The sequence below is a fragment of the Ancylomarina euxina genome, from assembly GCF_003863355.1.
GTDB lineage: Bacteria > Bacteroidota > Bacteroidia > Bacteroidales > Marinifilaceae > Ancylomarina > Ancylomarina euxinus.
Genome location: NZ_QQWG01000013.1, coordinates 90,737 through 110,992, shown reverse-complemented (window position 1 = coordinate 110,992; position 20,256 = coordinate 90,737). Strand labels below are relative to the sequence as shown.

Genomic DNA, 20,256 nt, shown 5'->3' with positions numbered 1-20,256 from the left:
TGTGTTTTTTCCTACTTTTAATTTCGCAAACCTTTGCATAATAGGTTTTTATGACTTCAGTCATTTACCAAAGAGGACCAGTCTCAAAAAAACAAAAGAACAGATGCCAGGAATACGCTTAGAGTTTTCATTTAAATCTAATCCGACCCAAAAAGATTAAAAATAAAAATTTGTGAGAGGTCTCACCAAACGATTCTTTTACGGCTTCTGCCCTTTTAACAACTAACTAAATTCAAGTATAAAACAATTCAAAATCCAAAGAGGGTGGGTCTTAGCAGAATTTATTTTAACGGTCTGCATTCATCACTTTCACCCATGCTTTTATAAAATCATTTACAAATTTTTCTTTATTATCATCTTGTGCATAAACTTCTGCATAAGCCCGCAATATTGAATGAGATCCAAAAACTAAATCAACTCTTGTCGCCGTCCATTTAGTTTCACCTGTTTTTCTTTCTACAATATTATAAAGCTTATCAGAAACAGGCTGCCATCTGTAATTCATGTCTGTAAGATTTACAAAAAAATCATTAGTTAAAATTCCTTCTCTGTCAGTAAACACGCCATGTTTTGTCCCCCCATGATTTGTTCCTAAAACACGCATCCCTCCAATTAAAGCAGTCATTTCTATAGCAGTAAGCCCCATCAACTGGGTTCTATCGAGAAGCATTTCTTCGGGTTTTACGGCATATTCTTTTTTCTGCCAGTTTCTAAAACCGTCATGTAAAGGTTCAAGAACTGAAAATGATTCCACATCGGTCATCTCCATTGTTGCATCACCTCTTCCCCATACGAACGGCACTTTAATGTTTACACCTGCTTCTTGAGCCGCTTTCTCTATGGCAGCACTACCGCCTAAAACAATTAAATCGGCAATGCTTACTTTTTTATTTAGTCCTGTCTGAATTTCTGTAAGTTTCGCAAGTACTTTTTCGAGTCGTTTAGGTTCATTGCCTTCCCAATCTTTTTGAGGAGTAAGGCGGATTCTTGCTCCATTTACACCCCCTCTAAAATCTGATGATCGAAAAGTTCTTGCACTATCCCATGCCGTATTGATAAGTTCGGTTTGGCTTAAACCGCAGTTCAAAAGCTTTAGTTTCAAATCTTCAATTTCTGCATCCGACAGCGTGTAATTAACCGTTGGAATAGGGTCTTGCCAAATCAAATCCTCTTTAGGTATATCAGTGCCTAAATATCTGCTTTTAGGTCCCAGATCCCTATGCGTAAGCTTAAACCATGCCTTAGCAAATACCTCAGCTAAATATTCGGGATCCTTGTAAAAACGCTCTGAAATTTTTCTGTATTCAGGATCAATTTTCAATGCCATATCAGCATCAGTCATGATTGGATTTCTGCGAACTCCTGATACATGAGCATCAAAAGGTTTATCTTCTTCTTTTATATTTATCGGCTCCCATTGCGACGCACCTGCAGGACTTTTTCTGATCTCCCAATCGTAGGAAAACAGTAAGTGAAAATAAGTATTATTCCATTTGTTAGGTTGAGTTGTCCAGGCACCTTCTAGTCCGCTTGATACCGTATCTTCAGCATTACCTTTTCCTTTGGGATTTTTCCAACCGAATCCCTGTTCTTGAATATCAGCAGCTTCTGGATTTAAACCCAGTATAGAAGCATCGCCGTTTCCATGTGCTTTTCCTACAGTATGTCCACCAGCTGTTAAGGCAACTGTTTCTTCATCGTTCATTGCCATTCTTTCGAATGTAACTCGCATTGCCTTGGCTGTTTTTAGCGGGTCAGGTTTGCCATCAACGCCTTCTGGATTTACATAAATTAACCCCATTTGAACAGCTGCCAATGGATTTTCCAGTGTTTTTTCATCCGATTTATCTGAATAGCGGTCTTTGCCTAACCAATCTTTTTCTGCCCCCCAATAAATATCTTTTTCAGGATGCCAAATATCTTCACGGCCCCCAGCAAAACCAAAAGTTTTGAATCCCATAGATTCATAAGCCATATTTCCAGCAAGAATCATCAAGTCTGCCCAAGAAATTTTGTTGCCATATTTTTTCTTTATAGGCCATAATAAACGGCGGGCCTTGTCGAGATTCACATTGTCGGGCCAACTGTTGAGAGGTGCGAAACGTTGGTTGCCTGTATTGCTTCCCCCACGCCCATCTGCAGTACGGTAGGTGCCGGCACTATGCCATGCCATTCGAATCATTAAACCACCATAGTGTCCCCAATCTGCTGGCCACCAGTCTTGGCTGTCAGTCATCAGTTTCTTCAGGTCATTTTTAAGTCCATCAAAATCAAGTTTTTTAAATTCTTCTCGATAATTAAAGTCCTCACCAAGTGCATTGGTTTTAGTATCGTGTTGATGCAAAATATCTAAATTGAGAGCCTCTGGCCACCAACTCATTACGGAACTATTAGTATCTGTATTTGCTCCGTGCATAACTGGGCATTTACCTTTTCTTGAATCTTCCATAACTATGCTTTTAAGTTTTGAAAACTCAAGTTAATTCATTTCGTTATGTTTTCCAAGCTTGTTGCTAAGGTTTTAGGTAGGCTGTCTTGAGGGATTACGAGGCAATTTCCTATCAGATTCGCTTACACTAACATGTTCAATGATACCATAATTTAAATTAATAAATCATGCATGTATCTTTGATGTGTGGAATCACAAGTTCATTTTTATTTGGCGGGCATTTTTTATATTCTTATTTTAACTCCAAATTTCCAACAAGTTGGATTAAAGCTTATTGTCCAATTAGAATTATCTGTATTCCAATCAAGTAAAGAATAACTTACTCCGCCCAAGCCGAGATAAAAACTAAATTTAGTAGAGATAAAATAAGTTAATTCTGGTAAAATATTTGCACTAAAAAAATCAAGCTTTGAATTTCCGACCTGGCTCATTGCATACGAGGAAGCATAATCATTTGTTAATTCAGTCACTGTACTAGACTGATAATAAACCTTACCAGCCAAAAAGGTGTCATACTCAGACTTAACTTTTCCGTAGCTAAATTTTAGATTGGCGTTGACATATATCTGTCGGCAATCGGATAATAATATCCTAAAAAAATATTGGATAAAAGAGCCTTAGATTTTATGTTTGTTCTTTCAGTTTGATAGTACTTGTTGATCATTAAATTATTGGTTCTGACTTCTTTTTCCCAACTATAATCAAGTCCGAAACCTGCTATAAATCTATTTGTTATAAAACATCCAATAGAAGCTCCAACATCCAAATATTTGCCTTGCGTAACATTTTGATTTTGCGTCACACCATTTTCTGTCGTTGACTTTATATAGTTTCCATCAATTGATATTATAGTCTTTCCTTTGTCCGTTTGTGAGAATAGATTTAAAGTTGAAAAAATTGTTGCTGTTACCAAAGGTCATTTTTTCAACGTTTTTTTTTAATTTTCATAAGTTTCATATGTTTCTGTTATAAGCTTGTTTAAATGCTCACTTGCGATTTACTCCTACCACACGAACATTACCATAAACACTTAAAAAAATAAGACACTAAGACATCGAACAGTTACTAATACACTTACGATTTTTGCAAGAACGAATCACAATTAATTCAATCCCTAAGAGCCATAACTAAAGGTACAGACCAGAGCCTGTGCCTAAAATCTCGCAAATTTATGAAAACAAGTTTACAAACAATTCGGATTAAACAAAACCACTAACAAACATAAAACAGAATAGATCTACATAATTATGAATACTAATATTGGCATTGTTTTGTGGGATAGCTTCCCCATCCTTCGATTCTTCGACAATCCTAATATCATCCAAACCATTATGAGAAATAACATCTAATATTTCATTATTTTCATAATTAAGAAATCAGCTTTCATTCATTTTCGACAATAAAGTCTTATTTTTGTAGTTTATTCCTGAGTAAGAAATAAGTAAATCATAAACAAACTATAAATAGATGAAACGCTTAGCATTAATTCTTTTAAGCCTTGCAATAGCAGCGCTTTTCTCAACCTCCTGTACTAAAGAGGACACCCAAGCCAGTTTTGATGAGTCATTAATCATTGGAAAATGGAAAAGTGGCACTTTGTTCGAGAGATACGATTTAGATAAATCAGGAGCGACCTGGGATACTGCCGATGATGTAACAGAAGCAGAAGCTCAGAAGTTTAGCTGGACGATTGACAAAGATCAGTTGGAGCAAATTCATATCATCGTGAATGGCGGTAACGTGCCAAAGGTATACACCATTACGAATTTAACAGCAACATCAATGGAGTATCAAGACGCTTACGGAGAAACAACATCATTCAGTAAACAATAGGTAAAATGCGTATATTAAAAAAAGTTGGAGTCGCTTTACTGGGATTGGTTTTTGTATTGATACTAACTGCAGGAATAGGCCTTTGGTATCTTTTTACACCAGAAAAATTAAGCCCAATCGTTATTAAACAGGCAAAAGCCTATTTGTCCTGCCAGACGATGATAGAAAAAATTGAACCCACTTTTTTTAGTAGCTATCCGTTTTTTGGGATTGAGCTGACGAATCTCTGTCTAAGAGAGAATAATGCCCCAAAATCAGATACGCTCTTATACGCATCTAAATGCTTTGCATCCGCAAATGTGATGGCCTACTTATGGGGCGGCGATATAAAGCTTGACCCCTTTCTCCTTGAAAATGCAGTTTTGAATTTTAAAATAGACTCGCATGGCCAGTCTAATTTCGATATTTTAAAAAGCGGTTCCGATTCCTCAGAAGCGGATACTGAAGCCTCATCCTTGGGTGATATGGATATGAGTCATGTGGAATTTAAGAATTGTAAGGTTCATTATACGGATGAGTCAACATTAAGAATGGCGAAGCTTAGCGACTTAAATGCCAGACTCGAACTTAAATACAACAAGGAGAACCAGTCTTTGGGTTTGAATATGCAATTAAATCGATTGCTGTTTACAACATCCGACTCAATGGCTCTTTATCTTGATGCCAGGAACTGTGATCTGAACATTAAGGCTAAAGCTAAGGATAAAAACCAATTCAATACCGACTTAAAATTGGTTTGTCAGGCCATGTCGGTTTCTATGGCTGGTGATACCCTTTTATCTCAGATGAAAGTTGACACTCACTTGCCTTTTAATTGCAAGCTATCCGAAAACAGCTACGATCTAGAAGAGTCAAAACTCATTGTTAACGATGAGCAAGAAGTCTCATTTAGTGGTTTGGTTAAACTCTTGAAAGATTATTCAATATCGACCGACCTAAGATACTCAAGCAAGGAATTGGATATTGAGAAAATTATAGCGCTTATTCCTAAAGCCTATTCGGCGCCCTTAAAAGATCTGACGGCTAAGGGTTACGCGCAAATCTCAGGATCGGTAAAAGGGCTTGTATCTGACACAAGCATGCCCCTTATCAAAGCCAATATAAAATACGAAAAAGGCGAAATTAAATACGCCACTTATCCTGGAGTTAAGGCTATTCAATTATCGATGTCGACTCAGGTGGATCTGAATAAAAACCAGACTTCGGCTATTACGATCAATAGTAGTTCTGCGCAAATAGCGCACAGCAGCCTTTCTCTTAAAGGTGAAATTTCGAACATTTTGGAAACGCCAGTCTATGACGTTTATACGAAAGGTGATTTTAATTTAGCCGATTTCAAGTCCTTTATACCCAAAGATCAAAACATCAGCATTAAAGGTTCGCTTAATGGCAATCTGCATACCCGATTTTCTCAGTCTGATTTGGACACAGAGGCCTATCACCGTATCTATTTAAGAGGCGATTTCGAGACTCAGGATTTTTATGCGACCTACGAAGACAGTATAAAAGTGAACCTGCCTTCGGCAAAGCTTCAACTTAATTTACCCAGCCAAAGCAAAGCAGACAAAAACCTTCTGTTTGCCAAAATCAAAATGGATGCACCCCAATTTGATATCAACATGTCGCATACTATGCGCGCTATGACTAAAAATATTGAGTTAGAGGTCGACATCAATCAACTGGCAAAAGGCCTTTCTGCGCCACTATCGTCTTGTCGATTTAAATTTGACAGCCTTTATGCTGCAGCCGACACATTATCTATTTGCGCCAATCATGCAGATGGCCAAATGAAATATGCTCCAAGGCTTAATGCCAAACAAGAGATTGCTCTTATTCATTCTACAATCAATAGTCAGCAAATTGTTATTGCCAGCAAAGACTCGACTCTGTTTGATGCTAAAGAGCTGTATGCCAAAACCAATCTGAAGTACGACGACTCTCAAAATAATGTTATACTAAAATGGCAGCCCGAAGTGGCTGTCCGTTTCTCCGATGCCATTTATGACTTGGGTAAGCAGTTAAACGGTCAAATTCCAAACATATCCTTTACACTTAATGCCGACACCATGGCGATTAAGAAAGCCAATGTAACTTTAGGTGATTCTGACTTTAATCTTAGCGGTGAACTGACCGATATCTCGAAGTATCTTAAGGATGAATCTCTGCTTAAGGGCGAGTTTAATTTAATCTCTAAAAACACCAATGTCTATGAGCTGATGGACATTTTTAACGGCATGGGGAGTCAGGATTCAAGTCTTGCGAGCAATGAAACGATTAAATCAGAAGACGATCCCTTTATGGTACCCAAAGGTGTTGAAATTCGATTAAACACAAGCATCGATCAGACTGTGGTCAATGAGAATATTATTGAAAATATAAAAGGTGGACTAACCATTAAAGATGGGACACTTGTTCTGGACCAAATGGGTTTTACAAGTAAGGCCGCCAATATGCAGTTAACGGCCATGTACCGTTCCGACAGAAAAAATCACCTTTTTTCTGGCATCGACTTTCACCTTTTAGATATTGATATTGCTGAACTCATTGATCTGATTCCTTCAGTTGATACCATTATTCCCATGCTAAAATCATTCAAAGGGAAAGGTGAATTTCATTTGGCCGGAGAGACCTATCTTAAGAGCGATTACTCTCTTAAACAATCGACAATTCGTGGTGCGGCGGCTTTCCAGGGACAGGAACTAACCCTTATGGATACCGAAACATTTGACATGATTGCCAACAAACTTCTGTTTAAGAAAAAAACAGAAAATGTGATCGATAGCCTGAGTGTTGAGATGACTCTCTTTAAAGATGAAATTGATTTATATCCTTTCCTTATTGTGATGGATAATTATAAAGCCGTTATTTCCGGACGTCATACCATGGATAATCGCTTTAACTATCACATATCGGTAACCGATACGCCATTACCTCTTCGATTAGGGCTCAATGTAAGAGGCACTATGGATGATTTAAAATATAAGCTTGTTCCTTGTCAGTATAAACATCTTTACGATCCTAAAAAGCAAGGCGCCATGGAGGCACAAACTTTACGTTTGAAAAAGCTGATTTCGGAATCGCTTAAGGAGAATGTTAAGCCGGTTGAATAGAATTATAAAATATCATCCGTTAAACTTGAGCCTACCCAAGTGAAATCTAAAAATCCTAACAGCCTAAATGCTTGTTAGGATTTTTTGTCTTATGGCTATTAGTTCCTTATACCGTCTATTTCACTCACAGGTATAAGGCCAGTAGATATTTGGAAACGAATTGGACGCCATGGATAAATTGTATTGGAGATATTCGCTATCGTACATGAACTCACTGTATGCAACTTTAATTAAGAAACATCTCAACTTAAGTAGAATAATATAACACCCCCGAAGTGGAGGTGTTATATTAATTGCGTAGCCATCCACAATTCAGATCATATTATTTCCTACAAAAGATCTATAGCATTCTTTACTTTTGCAACAGAAGGATGCGTATTATTTCCACCAGCTTCTCCATTTATTTCAATAAACAGATCATAATGCTTTTGTGCTTTTTCTTTATTTCCGACCTTTAAATAAAGCTTAGCCAATAAAAAATTACCCATAATCACCCCATCGTCATTATCTGCCAATTCATGTCCAATTTTAAGTGCTCTATTAATTGATTCTTCAGAACCTTTAAACTTGGGATTTCTTACGACCTCATCACCAATATTATGCATGACATAAACATAGTTTGGACTTCCTTTTAAATTCGCCGCTTCCTGTAATTTTAAATCAAACCATTTTTTTAATTGCCCATGTGCAAAGCAATAAGTATAACTCAAATCTCTTTCTAAATCTTCAATATTCAAGTACACCTTGTCTTTTTTACATTTTTCGATTTCCTTTTTTAAATCAGTAAGGCTAAAGCATTCTTCTGCAAATTGAAATAAGTGAGTTCTTATCGCTTTTCTTAAAACAGCATCACATTCTTTTGCACCAACTTTATTTATAAGAACGTCTTTATTTTGGACTAGGTAGCGATACTCTTTACTGACATAATTAATATTCGCTCCACTAATGACATAAAACAAATCCTTGGTTAAAAATTTTTCGAGAGAATAATTTTCAATTAAAGCTTTAGATACCAATGGTATGTTCACTTTATCGTATTGTCTTTTTACCGCAGTCAAATAAGTCAACAGGAATTCATATTCTCTGTTACCACCTTCAAATTTTTCTCTTAATGTTCCAATTCTCAAGTTTGGGTTTAAAGCAGCTTGTGCGCCCTTAATTAATTCCTCGCCAGGCATTCCTCCAACCAATTTATGAACTACACTCCCTTTAGCATCAATAAACAGTAGAGTTGGAAAAGACTTCACCTGATACTTTTTACAAAGCTCAATCCCTTCACCCTTTTCCATATCCATTTTAAAACTCACAAAATTCTTATTGAAAAAATCACCAACTTCCTTTTGTGAAAAAATAGTCTCCGACAGATACTTACATGGACCACACCATGAGGTATAGCAATCCATAAAAAGCAGTTTATTTTCTTTCTTAGCTTTTGCCAAAGCTTCATTAAAAGTGCCGTGTTTAAATTCAATCCCTTGAGAGAATAAACTCCCACATGCAAACATGCTCACGACTATTATTAATATTTTTTTCATCCCTTTTGTTTAAACGATTTGATAAAATCTATATTCAACTCATCCTAAGCTTATTTATGCATTAAGATCTCATCCAACTTTTTTTGTAGCCCCTCCCCGCGAAGGCCTTTATCCATAATCTTACCTTCGGGATCAATCAAAATGATCATAGGAATAGCCGTAATATTGTACACATCACTGATTGATTTGGTATCGCGAACTTGTTCCCAGGGCATTTGTTCTGCATCTACAGCCTTTAGCCAGGCCTTTTCTCTGGCATCTGTGCTTACACTTAAAATATCCAATCCCTTTGAGTGATAATTCGCAAAAACCTTTTTCAGATTTGGAATCTCTGCACGGCAAGGTCCACACCACGATGCCCAGAAATCCACCAACAAGTATTTGCCTTTGTACATCTCCAGAGATACATCCTGACCATCATTCGATTTTAAGCTAAAGTCCGGAGCTGGATTTCCAATGGCCACTCGTTGCTGATTATCTCTTCGGTTAATCACTTTTTTTAGATAATAGGATTGATGAATATCCTTTGAAAAGGTATTTATTATTTTATTTAAGCTTGAAGCATCTGCCCCCCAGTATTTTTGATAGAACAGATAACTTAAGGGAATACTAGCAGAATTCGTTCCGATAAGTTCCCATAAATTACGATTGTACTCATCTTTTAATTTCTGCTCTTCTGCACTCAAAACTTTCTTATATTTAATCTTATCATAAGCCTCGTAATTAAGCTCATTTAATAACCGATAATATTCATCATTTAAAGAAGAACCTTTTGCTATCAGTTTTCCATCCTTCTCTCCTAAATGTATAATGCCTGGTTCAGTAAAAACATCATAGCGTTTCAACTCATTCCCTATTTTGATATTCATCAATCGACAAACCAATTCTCCATCCAGTTCGATTTCAAATTTCCCATTACTTATTTTTGCCTTATAACTCAAACTGTCAGCTTCCTTTTTTGAGTGAACCTCCTGATAAGGGTAAATTACAAGCTCTCCATCACCACCCGACAATTGGCCCTTGATTAGGCAGGTATCAGTCGCTTTGCTGCATGATAATAGAGCAGCGATTGCCATAATAGCAAATACTTTAAATAAATTCATCATGAAATAAATAAGTGTTAATTAAACGAACAATAGCGTGAAGTAGCAGAACACATCACGAAATTCAAACCGGATCTTTAAAATAGTCAGATACCGAAATTAGCCCCGGAAAAAATCCGGGGCATCTAATAGGATTAGGACTATGTCCTAGAGAACTAAATAATTCTATTAACGAGGGTTTTGCTCTATTTCAGAATTTTTAAGAATGTATTTTCGAGCAATTGGTAACACCCACTTATTATCACCAGGAGCCAAAACATGACTTTCGTCATTTATACTATGGTCAATAGAAATGTTTGCATTATCGTAGGTATTGTAGCGTTTGATATCAAACCATCTTGCACCTAAGAATGCTAATTCTCGTCTTCTCTCCTCTTTAACCAACTGTAATGCTTCAGTTACACCTGCCGCTGTTAATGGAAGATAAGCAGCCGTTTTGATTCTATTTTGACGAATTGTATTTATATCATCCATCGCTAAATCTGCAGCACCAGCTCTGGCATGGCATTCTGCTCTAATCAATAACATTTCAGGTACAGATAGCCCACTTGATCTGCCAACCATATACTCCTGTAAAAACATCATATTTGTATAAGGAGGAAACCATTCTGCATACATCATCCCATCATAACGCCAGTCGTTGGTCTTATCATACAAATTAGAAAGCGCCTCACTTGGGTAAATTAATTGATATTTATTTTGAGGTTGTTTTAATAAGATCTGCTCTTTATTTTCGTAAAAATCAGGCATATCCAAAGCCGTTGAATACCAGGCATTTTTCCCGAAATCATTGTAATTGTACATGAAACTATATATATCCAAACTTTTATTAGCATTGACCAATGCCTTATCAAAGTCTCCCATCAACAGGTAGGTTCTCGCTAAAAGAGCGTTTACAGCAGCTTTCGAAGGTCGAAATGAAAATTCAGGCACATCTGGTAAGTAGTCATAAACTTCTTTTAAATCAGATAGTATCAGATCATATACCTCTTGTACAGTCCCTCTTTTTAAATTTCCTTCGATGGCACCATCCAATCGCATTGGCACACCAAGATCTGCGCCGGCCGTTGCATCATTGTAGTGTTTGCTATAAAGGTTTACCAAATTCAAATAAGCGTAAGCTCTGTGCACCTTTGCTTCAGCATACAAGGCCTCTTTTTCACTTTGTTTACCACTAGTCTCCAGAACCTCTTCGATCACAACATTACTTACATAGATTTGATTGTAGGAAACTTGCCAATCATCATCTTCTTCAATTTCCAAGTACGTATGCGCTTCAAAAGTATAAGCATTACGAGAATTTTCCCCGTAAGAGTTATCAAAAATATACTCACCTATTACAACATCATCTGTTAGAAATAAATCACCTCCTGTGGTTGAAAATATTGCTTCTGATTTACCTAGGTTTTGTGTTTGGTCCAATAAAAGGCGATAATCGTCCACCTTATTGGGGATAACCTTTCCTTTCGGCTTAATATCCAGCCATTCATCACCATTGCACGAAGTAATTAGTAAGGCTAAAATGAATAAATAAATTAAATTTTTCATTTGAAATATTTTTAAATGAAAGAGGCTTTAAACCGGCCTCTTATTCCATTGGTTTATCAATTAAAATGTCGCTTTCAGACTAAATGTATATTCTGGGTTTGAATTTCCATATTTACCCAAACCAGGTATATTCTCAGGGTCAATACCCGAATTGTTAAATGTGATAACGCCTAAGTTTCTAACCTGAGTTCCAATAACAAGAGCATTAATTCCTAAAGATTTAAACCATTCTTTAGGCAAATTATAAGATAAAATCACCTCTTTAAAACGAATGTGGGATGCACTCTCAACCAGATGACTTGCACCACTGCTATAAGATCCAAAATACCCTCCAATTTGGCTAAAATTTGCAGGCAAAACCGGCACATCAGTGTGCGCTTCATCCCCTGCTTGTTGCCAGCGCTTATCGTAATCTTCGTGTACCCAATTTCTTTTTAATGACGATTTCAAAGAACTGTAGTCTATAGTAGGAATTCTAAACTTATATCCCAACTTATAAGTCATCAACATACTCAATCTAAACCCCTTATAAGTAACAACATTATTCAAACTACCATAATATTTAGGTGTCATTGTTCCTTCGTACTTAAGTGCGGTAGGATCATCCAATCGTGTTTCATAATCAATAGCCTCTCCCTTTTCATTAAACACCTGCGGAAAACCTTCTGAAGAGAGTCCGGCCCATTTGTAACTATACATATAGTTAAGAGGCTTTCCAACCCTAGCTGTTCCACTCATATAACTTGAAACCGTTTCGTCAGGCATTTCCACTTTCTCTACTCTGTTTTTATTATACGAAAAGTTTAAACTCGTATTCCATTTCACCTGCTTATCAACAAGTTTCACAAGTAAAGATGCATCAACCCCCTTGTTCGACATTTCTGCAAAATTCATCAAAGCACTGGTAAAGCCATAAGTCGAATTCAACGAAACATTTCCTAAAAGATCCGTACTCTTTCTTGAATAATATTCAAGAGATCCTGAAATTCGATTGTTCCATAATGCATAATCAAGTCCAAAATTGACTACAGCTGTTTTTTCCCAACGCAAACTTGGATTCTTAGGGTTTTTAATATAAGCGTATTGATGCTGATCCCTATAATCTTTTGTCACTTGTGCGATTAGGTATGGACTTGTTGTCTTTGAAACATTCCCATTAGTCCCATAAGTCATTCTTAGGGTCAATCGGTTTATCAAGTCTGATGTCATAAAATCTTCCTTATGCAATTGCCAGTTGATACCCGTAGACCAAAGTGGAACATTGCGATATTTAGAATCGGCACCAAATAAGTTGGAATCATCCAAACGAGCACTCGCTGTTACCGTATACTTATCATTGTAGGTATAAGCTGTATTAGTGTAATAAGAAATAAATCGATCCTCTTCTTGCAAGTATTTTGTATCATCACTTATTCTTCCTTTACTACCACTAATTGCCATTGGATATCTCTCATTATGGTTGATGCTCACAAACTGCAGGCTTTGAGGGTCATAACCATATTTACGATAAGATGAAGACTCGCTAGTCGTTTTTCGCACCTCCATACCCGCAATTGCATTAATCTGATGTTTATTTGCATCAAAAGCTCGATTAAAACTCAACTGTCCTCGGGTTGTATAAGACTTTTTCTTATAAAAGGACTCTGAAAAGATATGTCCTTTAGGCGCATTTGTAACAATGCTGCCATCATCATCAATATATGTAAATCTATTAACAAAGCCCCTTACATTATAAGTTTCTTCGTTATAAAGGTTTTCACCCTCTTCATTTCCCCACTCATACTGATATCGACCTTCAAAATCAAGCCCTTTGAGTAACTTAATATTTAACCCAAAATTCATTCTTAAATCGGTGTTCTTTATCGAATTATCCTTGTTTTGATACTCTTGATACAAATTATAGTCCCAATTATAAGGATATCCCTGAGCAACTAAAGCCTCCTTAGTGGGTTGGTAATAGGACTGTGGTTGCGGCACATAATCTCCATTAGCATCTAAGATGGTCTGATACTGCGAAACACTGCCCAAACTACCAATGGAAATCCCATTGCTGTATTGATTTCTAAGTGTTGCGGATACGCCCGCATTAACACTAATACGATCTGATAGTTCTGAACTAATTTTTATATTCGCGATTAAACGATCACTATCGTTCCCTTTCGAGAAATTATCATTATCATCATAACCTAATGACATATAATAATTATTTTTCTCTCCTGCACCACTAATCGAAAGGTTATAATGTTGACGAACTTGTTTTCTTAAAAACAAATCGGCAAATTCATTACGTACATCCACCTTTCTATAGCCATCAAGTATCTGATTAGCTTCTGCTTCTGAAATTTGCCCATCATTTAATCTCAAGTAGGTATCCATCCCCTGCGTAATTGGATACTGATTTGCACCCGTAGGCATTGTTTGCCAGCCATTATCAGCTAAAAACTTTTCCATTTCTAAAAATGATGCAGTGGAAACAACAGGTTGATCATCCAAATCAGGTTCCCCCGTCATGGATAAGCTTGAAGAAAACTCTACACGAGGCTTTCCTTTTTTGCCATTCTTTTTAGATACAATAACGATGACACCATTAGCCGCTCTTGCTCCCCAAATAGATGCAGCAGCCGCATCTTTCAATACGGTAATGCTTTCAATATCATCAGGATTTAAGGTTTCTACATGACCTTCAATCGGGAATCCATCTACGACAACCAAAGGATCTCTATTGGCATTCATTGTGGATACTCCTCGAATTGTCATATTACCTGATTCGTCGAACAATACACCTGAGGTTTGTCCTTCAAGTTTATCCAATACCTTAAAGGTTGATTTTTCATCCAACACCTTAACACCTACTTTTTCAAAGGCACCCGTGGCACGCTCCTTAGAAATAGTTTGATATCCCGTTACCACAACCTCTGACACTTGTTTTGAATCCGGAAGCAAGATGATATTCTGGACCGCTTGACCTGTATAAAGGACTTCCTGACGAAGCATTCCGACAAAAGAAAAAACCATGATAGCATTTTCATTATCAAATTGAATGGCATAATTCCCGTCAATGTCTGTAGCCACACCAATTGTTGTCCCTTTTACAACAACAGAAACCCCTGGCAAAGTATTCCCATCAGAGTCCGTTACGGTACCTTTGAGTTCTTTCTTCTGTTCTTGCAAAGGTAATTCTACAAGAGATGGTTTCTTAGTGATCAGAACATAGTTATCCACTATTTCGTAGCTTAACGCAACTTGCTTACAAATCTCTTGCAAAGCTTCTTCTAAACTCACCTGTGAAAAATCAACATCAACTGTCAAATCGAGGCTAATATCTTCTTCACTGTACATAAAAAAAGTTCCTGTCTGAGTTTTAAACTCTTTAAAAACCTCCCTCACGGTCATTTCACCAGCATGAATACTCACCTGTTGCCCCAACATCACCGATGCAGACAATTGCATGGAGCAGACTAACACTAAAAATACACTTATCTTCATAATACGTGCGATTTTACCAATGGCAGGTGATAAACACCTCCACTTTCCTAATTTTTTCATACTTTTGGGTTTAGGTTACTTAATGCCATTGCGTCAACAATGGTTTTTAATTATCACTAACGGGAAATACGGCAAATATTTCCCGTTTTTTTATTGTCTTCCGACGATTATATACTTTCCTTTAATTGCAAAATCCACATCTGCAATGTGTTCAATCATATCAAGCGCGTACTCAAAAGAATTCTCTTTTTCAAATGCACCCGTAAAACGGATATGCTTGTATTTTTCTTCCATAAAAAAGAACTCAACATCATACCATCTTCCCAATTGAGTCATGATGTATTCCAGCTCCATATTCTCGAATTCGTAAACACCACTCACCCAAGAGGTATACAAGTTTGTATCTACTTCTCTAAGCTCAATCCCATTTTTCCCTCTGATGATGTTTGATTGATAACCAGGCCTTAATATTTCGCTTTGATTTAAATTGCTGACCTGTACAGATCCTTCGACAAGCGTTGTTGCAATAAAATCCTGATCATCATATCCCGACACATTAAATTTGGTTCCCAAAACTTTTACCTCTGAATCATGCGCATGAACCACAAAAGGAGCTTGCTTATTGTGAGCAACTTCAAAATAAGCCTCTCCCTTTAGAAAAACCTCCCTTTTATCACCTATAAACTTAACGGGGTATCTCAATTTGGTATCCGCATTCAACCAAACTTGAGTTCCATCGGATAGTTTTAATGAATACTCACCTCCTCTAGGAACATCAATTGTATTATAAAGCAAAGCAATCTGTTCTTTTGTCTGAGAGGTATAAGCTATGGTATTAGACGAATCTTTAGAAATCTGAGTCCCATCTTTCTCGGATATCAATTGCTCAACATCATTTTGTAATTTAACCTTTGAGCCATCCGCTAAGGTTAAGGTTGCATCCTTATTTCCTTTTTGGGCTAATTCCGCAAAATTATAATCCTTTGAAAAGTCAACTTTCTCAACCTGATTCATTAAAACAAGGGTACTGACCAAAGCAATAATCAAAACAGCAGCTGCATAAGAAAACCATGCAGACAATTTTCGAATCTTAGATTTCTTTTTTGTAATATTTGAGGCAATCTGATTCCAAGCCTCAAGCTGATTAAGCTGACTGTAAAAAGTTACTGAACGCCCCTTAATATAAAGCGCACGATAAGAATTAAACAGATGCTTATTTGCCTCATTTTCTGAAAGAAAATGGTCTAAATCTCTTTTTTGTGTATCAGACAATTCACCTTTTGAATAGTTGATAACCCAATTGATAATATGTTCCTCTTTTAATTCCATTCTATATTAATTCGATCGTGTAAGATGTCATGAATCCTACTTCTTTATTATTAGGATTGATGAAACACGAAATGGGTGACAAAAAAAATGAAAAAAAAAAACAGCTAAGTTCAAAAAGAATCTTTTAACACCAGATAATCAAAACCTTACCACGAAAAAAAAGATAAAGTTAATAAGAATAGATACGATTAACTCAAATATTCATTTAAGCATAAATTAGAGAACGGTTGAGGGGGATCAACCATCAAACTACGGAAGCATAATCATAAGAATTATATCGAAGGACCCTCGTAGTTGTTTAAGGGCACGTGCAAAATGTGTTTTAACGGTATTAACCGAAATATCTAAATCTTCAGCAACATCCTTGTATTTCATATTCTGAAAGATGATGGCTTCAAACACGATTCTGCTTTGCTGGGACAGATTTTCTAATTCCTGATAAAGTTTTAGCTTCATCTGCTCTAAATCTTCAGGATCAAAAGAATCATCCATCATCATATCGAATTCATCATCCAACTCCTCGATTCGATACTTCTTGTTTTTACGAATATAATTCAGAGCATTGTTTTTTACAGATGTAAAAAGATAGGATTTTAAAGAAGTATTTAGCTGTTCAACCCGATTATTTTCCCAAAAACCAATAAATATATCTTGAACCAGATCCTCAGCAAGATCAAAAGAATCGATATATTTTAAAGCGAATACACAGAGAGGAGAATAATACAGATCAAACATTTGGCGCAAACCAGACTCTTCGCCATTCTGTAATTTCTGTATAATTAGTTGCTCCTGATTGTTCATAGTAGGTGCTAAAAATAGAAAAGGATATTGATTTTACAAAAAAGCCCTCACTTTAAGAGGCCCAAAATACAACTAATTCTTAGAAATCCTGACTTACAAAACAAACTTATCTCTCACAAAATAGGCCAGATCCTATATAAGAAACTGGCCCTATTATATGCATTTGATTATAATTTAGCTTTATAACTTATAAACATTTGGTCCCTGATCAACCTTTTCATCTTTAAGCATAAAAAGAATATGTATTCCCTCAATTCAGGGACCAGCTTGTCTAGTCTAAGTCTTACTCACCTTCGATAAAATCAATTATAAAACCTGCTGTATCACTTGTCGAAATCTTTCATCAGAAGGCCTTGGTGCAAAGGCATCAATAATTTTGCCTTTCTTATCGAATACCATAAAACGAGGAATACCATTCATAAAATAAGCTTGAAATTCAGACCTTTCTGCCATGTATTGTAGAGATGTTTTTTCATGTTTTTCGAGATATTTCCTCCACACTGCGTCTTCACTATCTATACAAACCGATATAAAAGCAAGCTCCTCATTAGCAAATTCTTTGGCCAATGCTTCGAAGTAAGGTGATTCGGCCTTACAAGGTCCGCACCATGTTGCCCATATATCCACAACCAATATTTTTCCTTTGAAATCCGTCTTGCTCACCCTTTTCCCCTTTAAATCGGTTAATTGAAAATCAGGAGCAAGCTGACCGGGAAGCAGGCTATTATACTTCTCAAATGCTTGGTTCAAAACTGATTTATAGTCATCCGTTTTTAATTCCTGAGCAACCTTTACTTTTTCACTTAGCACTTCCTTAACGGGCCCTTGGCTACCTAATTGATTTATTATCATATAAGTTTTAACGAAATCATCAATCTCGTTTGTAAACAGCAATTTATCATCATGCAGCAAATTTTTAAACACAACTGTACGAAACTCTTCCAATTGTAGATATGAAGACTGCACTCCTGCCAAACCCACATATTTGTGAAAATCGGCAGGAACAATTTTTGCAACCTCATCAAGGGCAGCCTTGTATTCATCCTCATCTTTAAACTTCCCTGCAAAGCCTAAATAGGCAGGATAAGAATTAAAAGAAATTGCGGCATTCAAATAATTTCGTGTTTTTTCTAATTCGATAAAATTTTCAGTCAGATTTGGAGTCATCGTTAATGAATCCATATAGGCAAGCAATCTATTTTCTATTTCCTTCTTTACAAATTCATACGAACAATTGGATTTCATAATTTTACCAGCTTCCAAAAAAGATCCTCCCTTAGGGAAAGGTTTATGCTTAAGATACCTGTTTGGTTCCGCACCGATCCCTTTAAATTTGGCATTTACCGGAGAATTATAATCCAAATAAATCTCCATATTATAACCGGGTTGCAAGTACAATGTATTACGGCCTAATCTAAAATAGCTCGGTCTTTCCAAACCTATTTCAAGTTCAAAATGATTGGAATCATCAAGATGAATTTCTATTCCTTCCTTTAAAAGAATGGCTTGCGGATCTTGATTCTCCATTATGCTCACTTTTTCAAAGTTAACCAATTGTCCTTTTAACCTAACGACTTTCTGTTGTGAATGGCTACAAGCAATCCATCCAAAAACAAATAAAACTAAAAAAAGACGCTTCATATAACGTCGTGATTCTTGCTCGATCATATCTTATTTTTTTAAGTATTTTTTCAAAGTATTAATGATCTCTTCTCCTCTTAAATCCCGAGCTAAAATCTTGCCCTGAGGATCAAGTAATATAATATGAGGAATTCCACTAAAAGCATAAGCCTTTTTAAGACGCTTTTGTTCTTCCAATGTAACCAACAACTGATTCCAATGACTCTCATCTTCTTCTATAGCTGCCCGCCAAAGCTTCTCTTTACTATCAAAAGAAACACCAAGCACAGCCAATTGATTATCATCATATAAACCAACAGCTTTTTTAAAATTGGGAGTTTCCAAACGACACCAGTAACACCAACTGGCCCAAAAATCGACCAAAACGTATTTCCCTCTAAAATCACTTAAATTTTTGGTCAAGCCCAATGTATCTGTACCGGTCAAATCAGGAGCCATTTTACCTACAACACTATTTTCCGACTTAGTAAGGATTTCTTCAATCTTTTCAGTCCATACAGATGCAAGTGCACGCTCACCAAAACCCAAATAATTCTGACGAATGGAATCAATTTTTTCCTGGGTATAAAATTTTTTGAAGTAAACATACTGTCGGTAAAACAAATACAATCCCCAAGGTGAATTCTGATTCTTTTGAATGAGCTGTTCGGTCTTTAGATTTACCATTTGCCAATATTCATCGTTAATTCTCTGATATTCTACCTTCAATTTTTCAACAATTGAATCATTGTTATTTTGTTTTTCTTTCTTCATTATTTTCACACAATCCTGAAGCTCTATCTGCTCTTTCGACTGGTTTAATTCCTTTCTGTACTTTTCAAACATACTGTGTTCAGGAGACCCCGATACTTCCATTAATATCTTTCCATTGCTAACAGTTAAGGATGTTTTAATGGAAGTCGGAACAACAAATAGTGGAACAGTATTCTTTGGTATTCCAATATAACAGATCTGACTTTTCAGATTTTTTGTATCTATTTCGAATCTGTTATTTTTAATAACGGCTGAATCCAATGGCTCCCTAATGCCTTCGGCATATAAATATATTTTCTCCCAGTTTTCACCTGAGATTGTTCCTTTGATGTGAGGATTATTTGTGTCACAGGCATAAAATCCAATGATCACAAATAAGGGCAATAAGTGCCTTAAATACTTTTGTCGCATAATAAATAAATTCAATAGTTATACACCCAATCAATTGCAAACATGTTAATTACGATCTGAATGAGCTATTGGGTAAATGATCTGATTATTTCAGACACCGATCATTTACAGAAAGATGTTTGTGGAAATAGATAACCTAAACCGACTCAGTTAAGCCGTATTTTAGAAGACTTTATTGAAAAAGACAACCCGTTTTAATACCATATTATTGGCAAGGAATAAAGAGGAGTTCGGTAGAACTCTGTTTGTATTTATGA

12 protein-coding genes are annotated in these 20,256 nt (G+C 36.3%); 2 read left to right on the top strand and 10 right to left on the bottom strand.

Annotated features, from left to right (window positions below; translation table 11 throughout):
- Positions 1–286: 286 nt before the first annotated feature.
- Together katG and DWB61_RS17800 are read right to left on the bottom strand one after the other, a co-directional pair.
- The gene (katG, locus tag DWB61_RS12745) at positions 287–2,449 is read right to left on the bottom strand and encodes a catalase/peroxidase HPI (RefSeq protein WP_125031292.1); all 2,163 of its coding nucleotides are present in this window, start codon (positions 2,447–2,449) and stop codon (positions 287–289) included.
- Positions 2,450–2,993: 544 nt separating this feature from the next.
- On the bottom strand, positions 2,994–3,362 hold the full coding sequence (locus tag DWB61_RS17800; RefSeq protein ID WP_225423391.1) for a hypothetical protein: 369 nt from the start codon (positions 3,360–3,362) through the stop codon (positions 2,994–2,996).
- Between the two features lie 554 nt (positions 3,363–3,916).
- Between DWB61_RS17800 and DWB61_RS12735 the strand changes: the two genes are divergently transcribed.
- A complete protein-coding gene (locus tag DWB61_RS12735; protein ID WP_125031291.1) occupies positions 3,917–4,282 on the top strand; it encodes a lipocalin family protein in 366 nt (121 codons plus the stop codon).
- A 5-nt stretch (positions 4,283–4,287) separates the two neighbouring features.
- Positions 4,288–7,392, top strand: coding sequence for an AsmA-like C-terminal region-containing protein (locus DWB61_RS12730; protein WP_125031290.1), 3,105 nt, complete (start codon positions 4,288–4,290; stop codon positions 7,390–7,392).
- A 329-nt stretch (positions 7,393–7,721) separates the two neighbouring features.
- Here DWB61_RS12730 and DWB61_RS12725 read toward each other — a convergent pair whose 3' ends face one another.
- The 8 genes from DWB61_RS12725 to DWB61_RS12690 form a co-directional block, all read right to left on the bottom strand.
- Positions 7,722–8,927 carry a thioredoxin family protein gene (locus DWB61_RS12725; RefSeq protein WP_125031289.1) on the bottom strand — a complete coding sequence of 402 codons (1,206 nt, stop codon included), beginning with the start codon at positions 8,925–8,927 and terminating at the stop codon, positions 7,722–7,724.
- A gap of 50 nt (positions 8,928–8,977) precedes the next feature.
- On the bottom strand, positions 8,978–10,030 hold the full coding sequence (locus tag DWB61_RS12720) for a TlpA disulfide reductase family protein (protein ID WP_158614416.1): 1,053 nt from the start codon (positions 10,028–10,030) through the stop codon (positions 8,978–8,980).
- Between the two features lie 168 nt (positions 10,031–10,198).
- Positions 10,199–11,578 (bottom strand): RagB/SusD family nutrient uptake outer membrane protein, encoded by a 1,380-nt coding sequence (locus tag DWB61_RS12715; RefSeq protein WP_125031287.1) that lies wholly within the window; start codon positions 11,576–11,578, stop codon positions 10,199–10,201.
- Positions 11,579–11,638: 60 nt separating this feature from the next.
- Complete coding sequence (locus tag DWB61_RS12710; protein ID WP_125031286.1) at positions 11,639–15,124, bottom strand: SusC/RagA family TonB-linked outer membrane protein; 3,486 nt, start codon at positions 15,122–15,124, stop codon at positions 11,639–11,641.
- A gap of 90 nt (positions 15,125–15,214) precedes the next feature.
- Positions 15,215–16,393, bottom strand: coding sequence for a FecR family protein (locus DWB61_RS12705; protein WP_125031285.1), 1,179 nt, complete (start codon positions 16,391–16,393; stop codon positions 15,215–15,217).
- Between the two features lie 249 nt (positions 16,394–16,642).
- The gene (locus tag DWB61_RS12700) at positions 16,643–17,194 is read right to left on the bottom strand and encodes an RNA polymerase sigma-70 factor (RefSeq protein WP_125031284.1); all 552 of its coding nucleotides are present in this window, start codon (positions 17,192–17,194) and stop codon (positions 16,643–16,645) included.
- Between the two features lie 306 nt (positions 17,195–17,500).
- Positions 17,501–18,862: a TlpA family protein disulfide reductase gene (locus DWB61_RS12695; protein WP_125031283.1), complete on the bottom strand. Its 1,362-nt coding sequence runs from the start codon at positions 18,860–18,862 to the stop codon at positions 17,501–17,503.
- A gap of 3 nt (positions 18,863–18,865) precedes the next feature.
- Positions 18,866–19,999 carry a TlpA disulfide reductase family protein gene (locus DWB61_RS12690; protein ID WP_125031282.1) on the bottom strand — a complete coding sequence of 378 codons (1,134 nt, stop codon included), beginning with the start codon at positions 19,997–19,999 and terminating at the stop codon, positions 18,866–18,868.
- Positions 20,000–20,256: the final 257 nt, after the last annotated feature.

What these genes read in the sequence shown, in the direction of transcription:
- DWB61_RS12730 (WP_125031290.1), top strand. Translation starts at nt 4,288, where the DNA reads ATGCGTATATTAAAAAAAGTTGGAGTCGCTTTACTGGGATTGGTTTTT.
- DWB61_RS12725 (WP_125031289.1), bottom strand. Translation starts at nt 8,927, where the DNA reads ATGAAAAAAATATTAATAATAGTCGTGAGCATGTTTGCATGTGGGAGT.
- DWB61_RS12710 (WP_125031286.1), bottom strand. Translation starts at nt 15,124, where the DNA reads ATGAAAAAATTAGGAAAGTGGAGGTGTTTATCACCTGCCATTGGTAAA.
- DWB61_RS12700 (WP_125031284.1), bottom strand. Translation starts at nt 17,194, where the DNA reads ATGAACAATCAGGAGCAACTAATTATACAGAAATTACAGAATGGCGAA.
- DWB61_RS12695 (WP_125031283.1), bottom strand. Translation starts at nt 18,862, where the DNA reads ATGATCGAGCAAGAATCACGACGTTATATGAAGCGTCTTTTTTTAGTT.
- katG (WP_125031292.1), bottom strand. Translation starts at nt 2,449, where the DNA reads ATGGAAGATTCAAGAAAAGGTAAATGCCCAGTTATGCACGGAGCAAAT.
- DWB61_RS12690 (WP_125031282.1), bottom strand. Translation starts at nt 19,999, where the DNA reads ATGCGACAAAAGTATTTAAGGCACTTATTGCCCTTATTTGTGATCATT.
- DWB61_RS12715 (WP_125031287.1), bottom strand. Translation starts at nt 11,578, where the DNA reads ATGAAAAATTTAATTTATTTATTCATTTTAGCCTTACTAATTACTTCG.
- DWB61_RS12735 (WP_125031291.1), top strand. Translation starts at nt 3,917, where the DNA reads ATGAAACGCTTAGCATTAATTCTTTTAAGCCTTGCAATAGCAGCGCTT.
- DWB61_RS12705 (WP_125031285.1), bottom strand. Translation starts at nt 16,393, where the DNA reads ATGGAATTAAAAGAGGAACATATTATCAATTGGGTTATCAACTATTCA.
- DWB61_RS12720 (WP_158614416.1), bottom strand. Translation starts at nt 10,030, where the DNA reads ATGAATTTATTTAAAGTATTTGCTATTATGGCAATCGCTGCTCTATTA.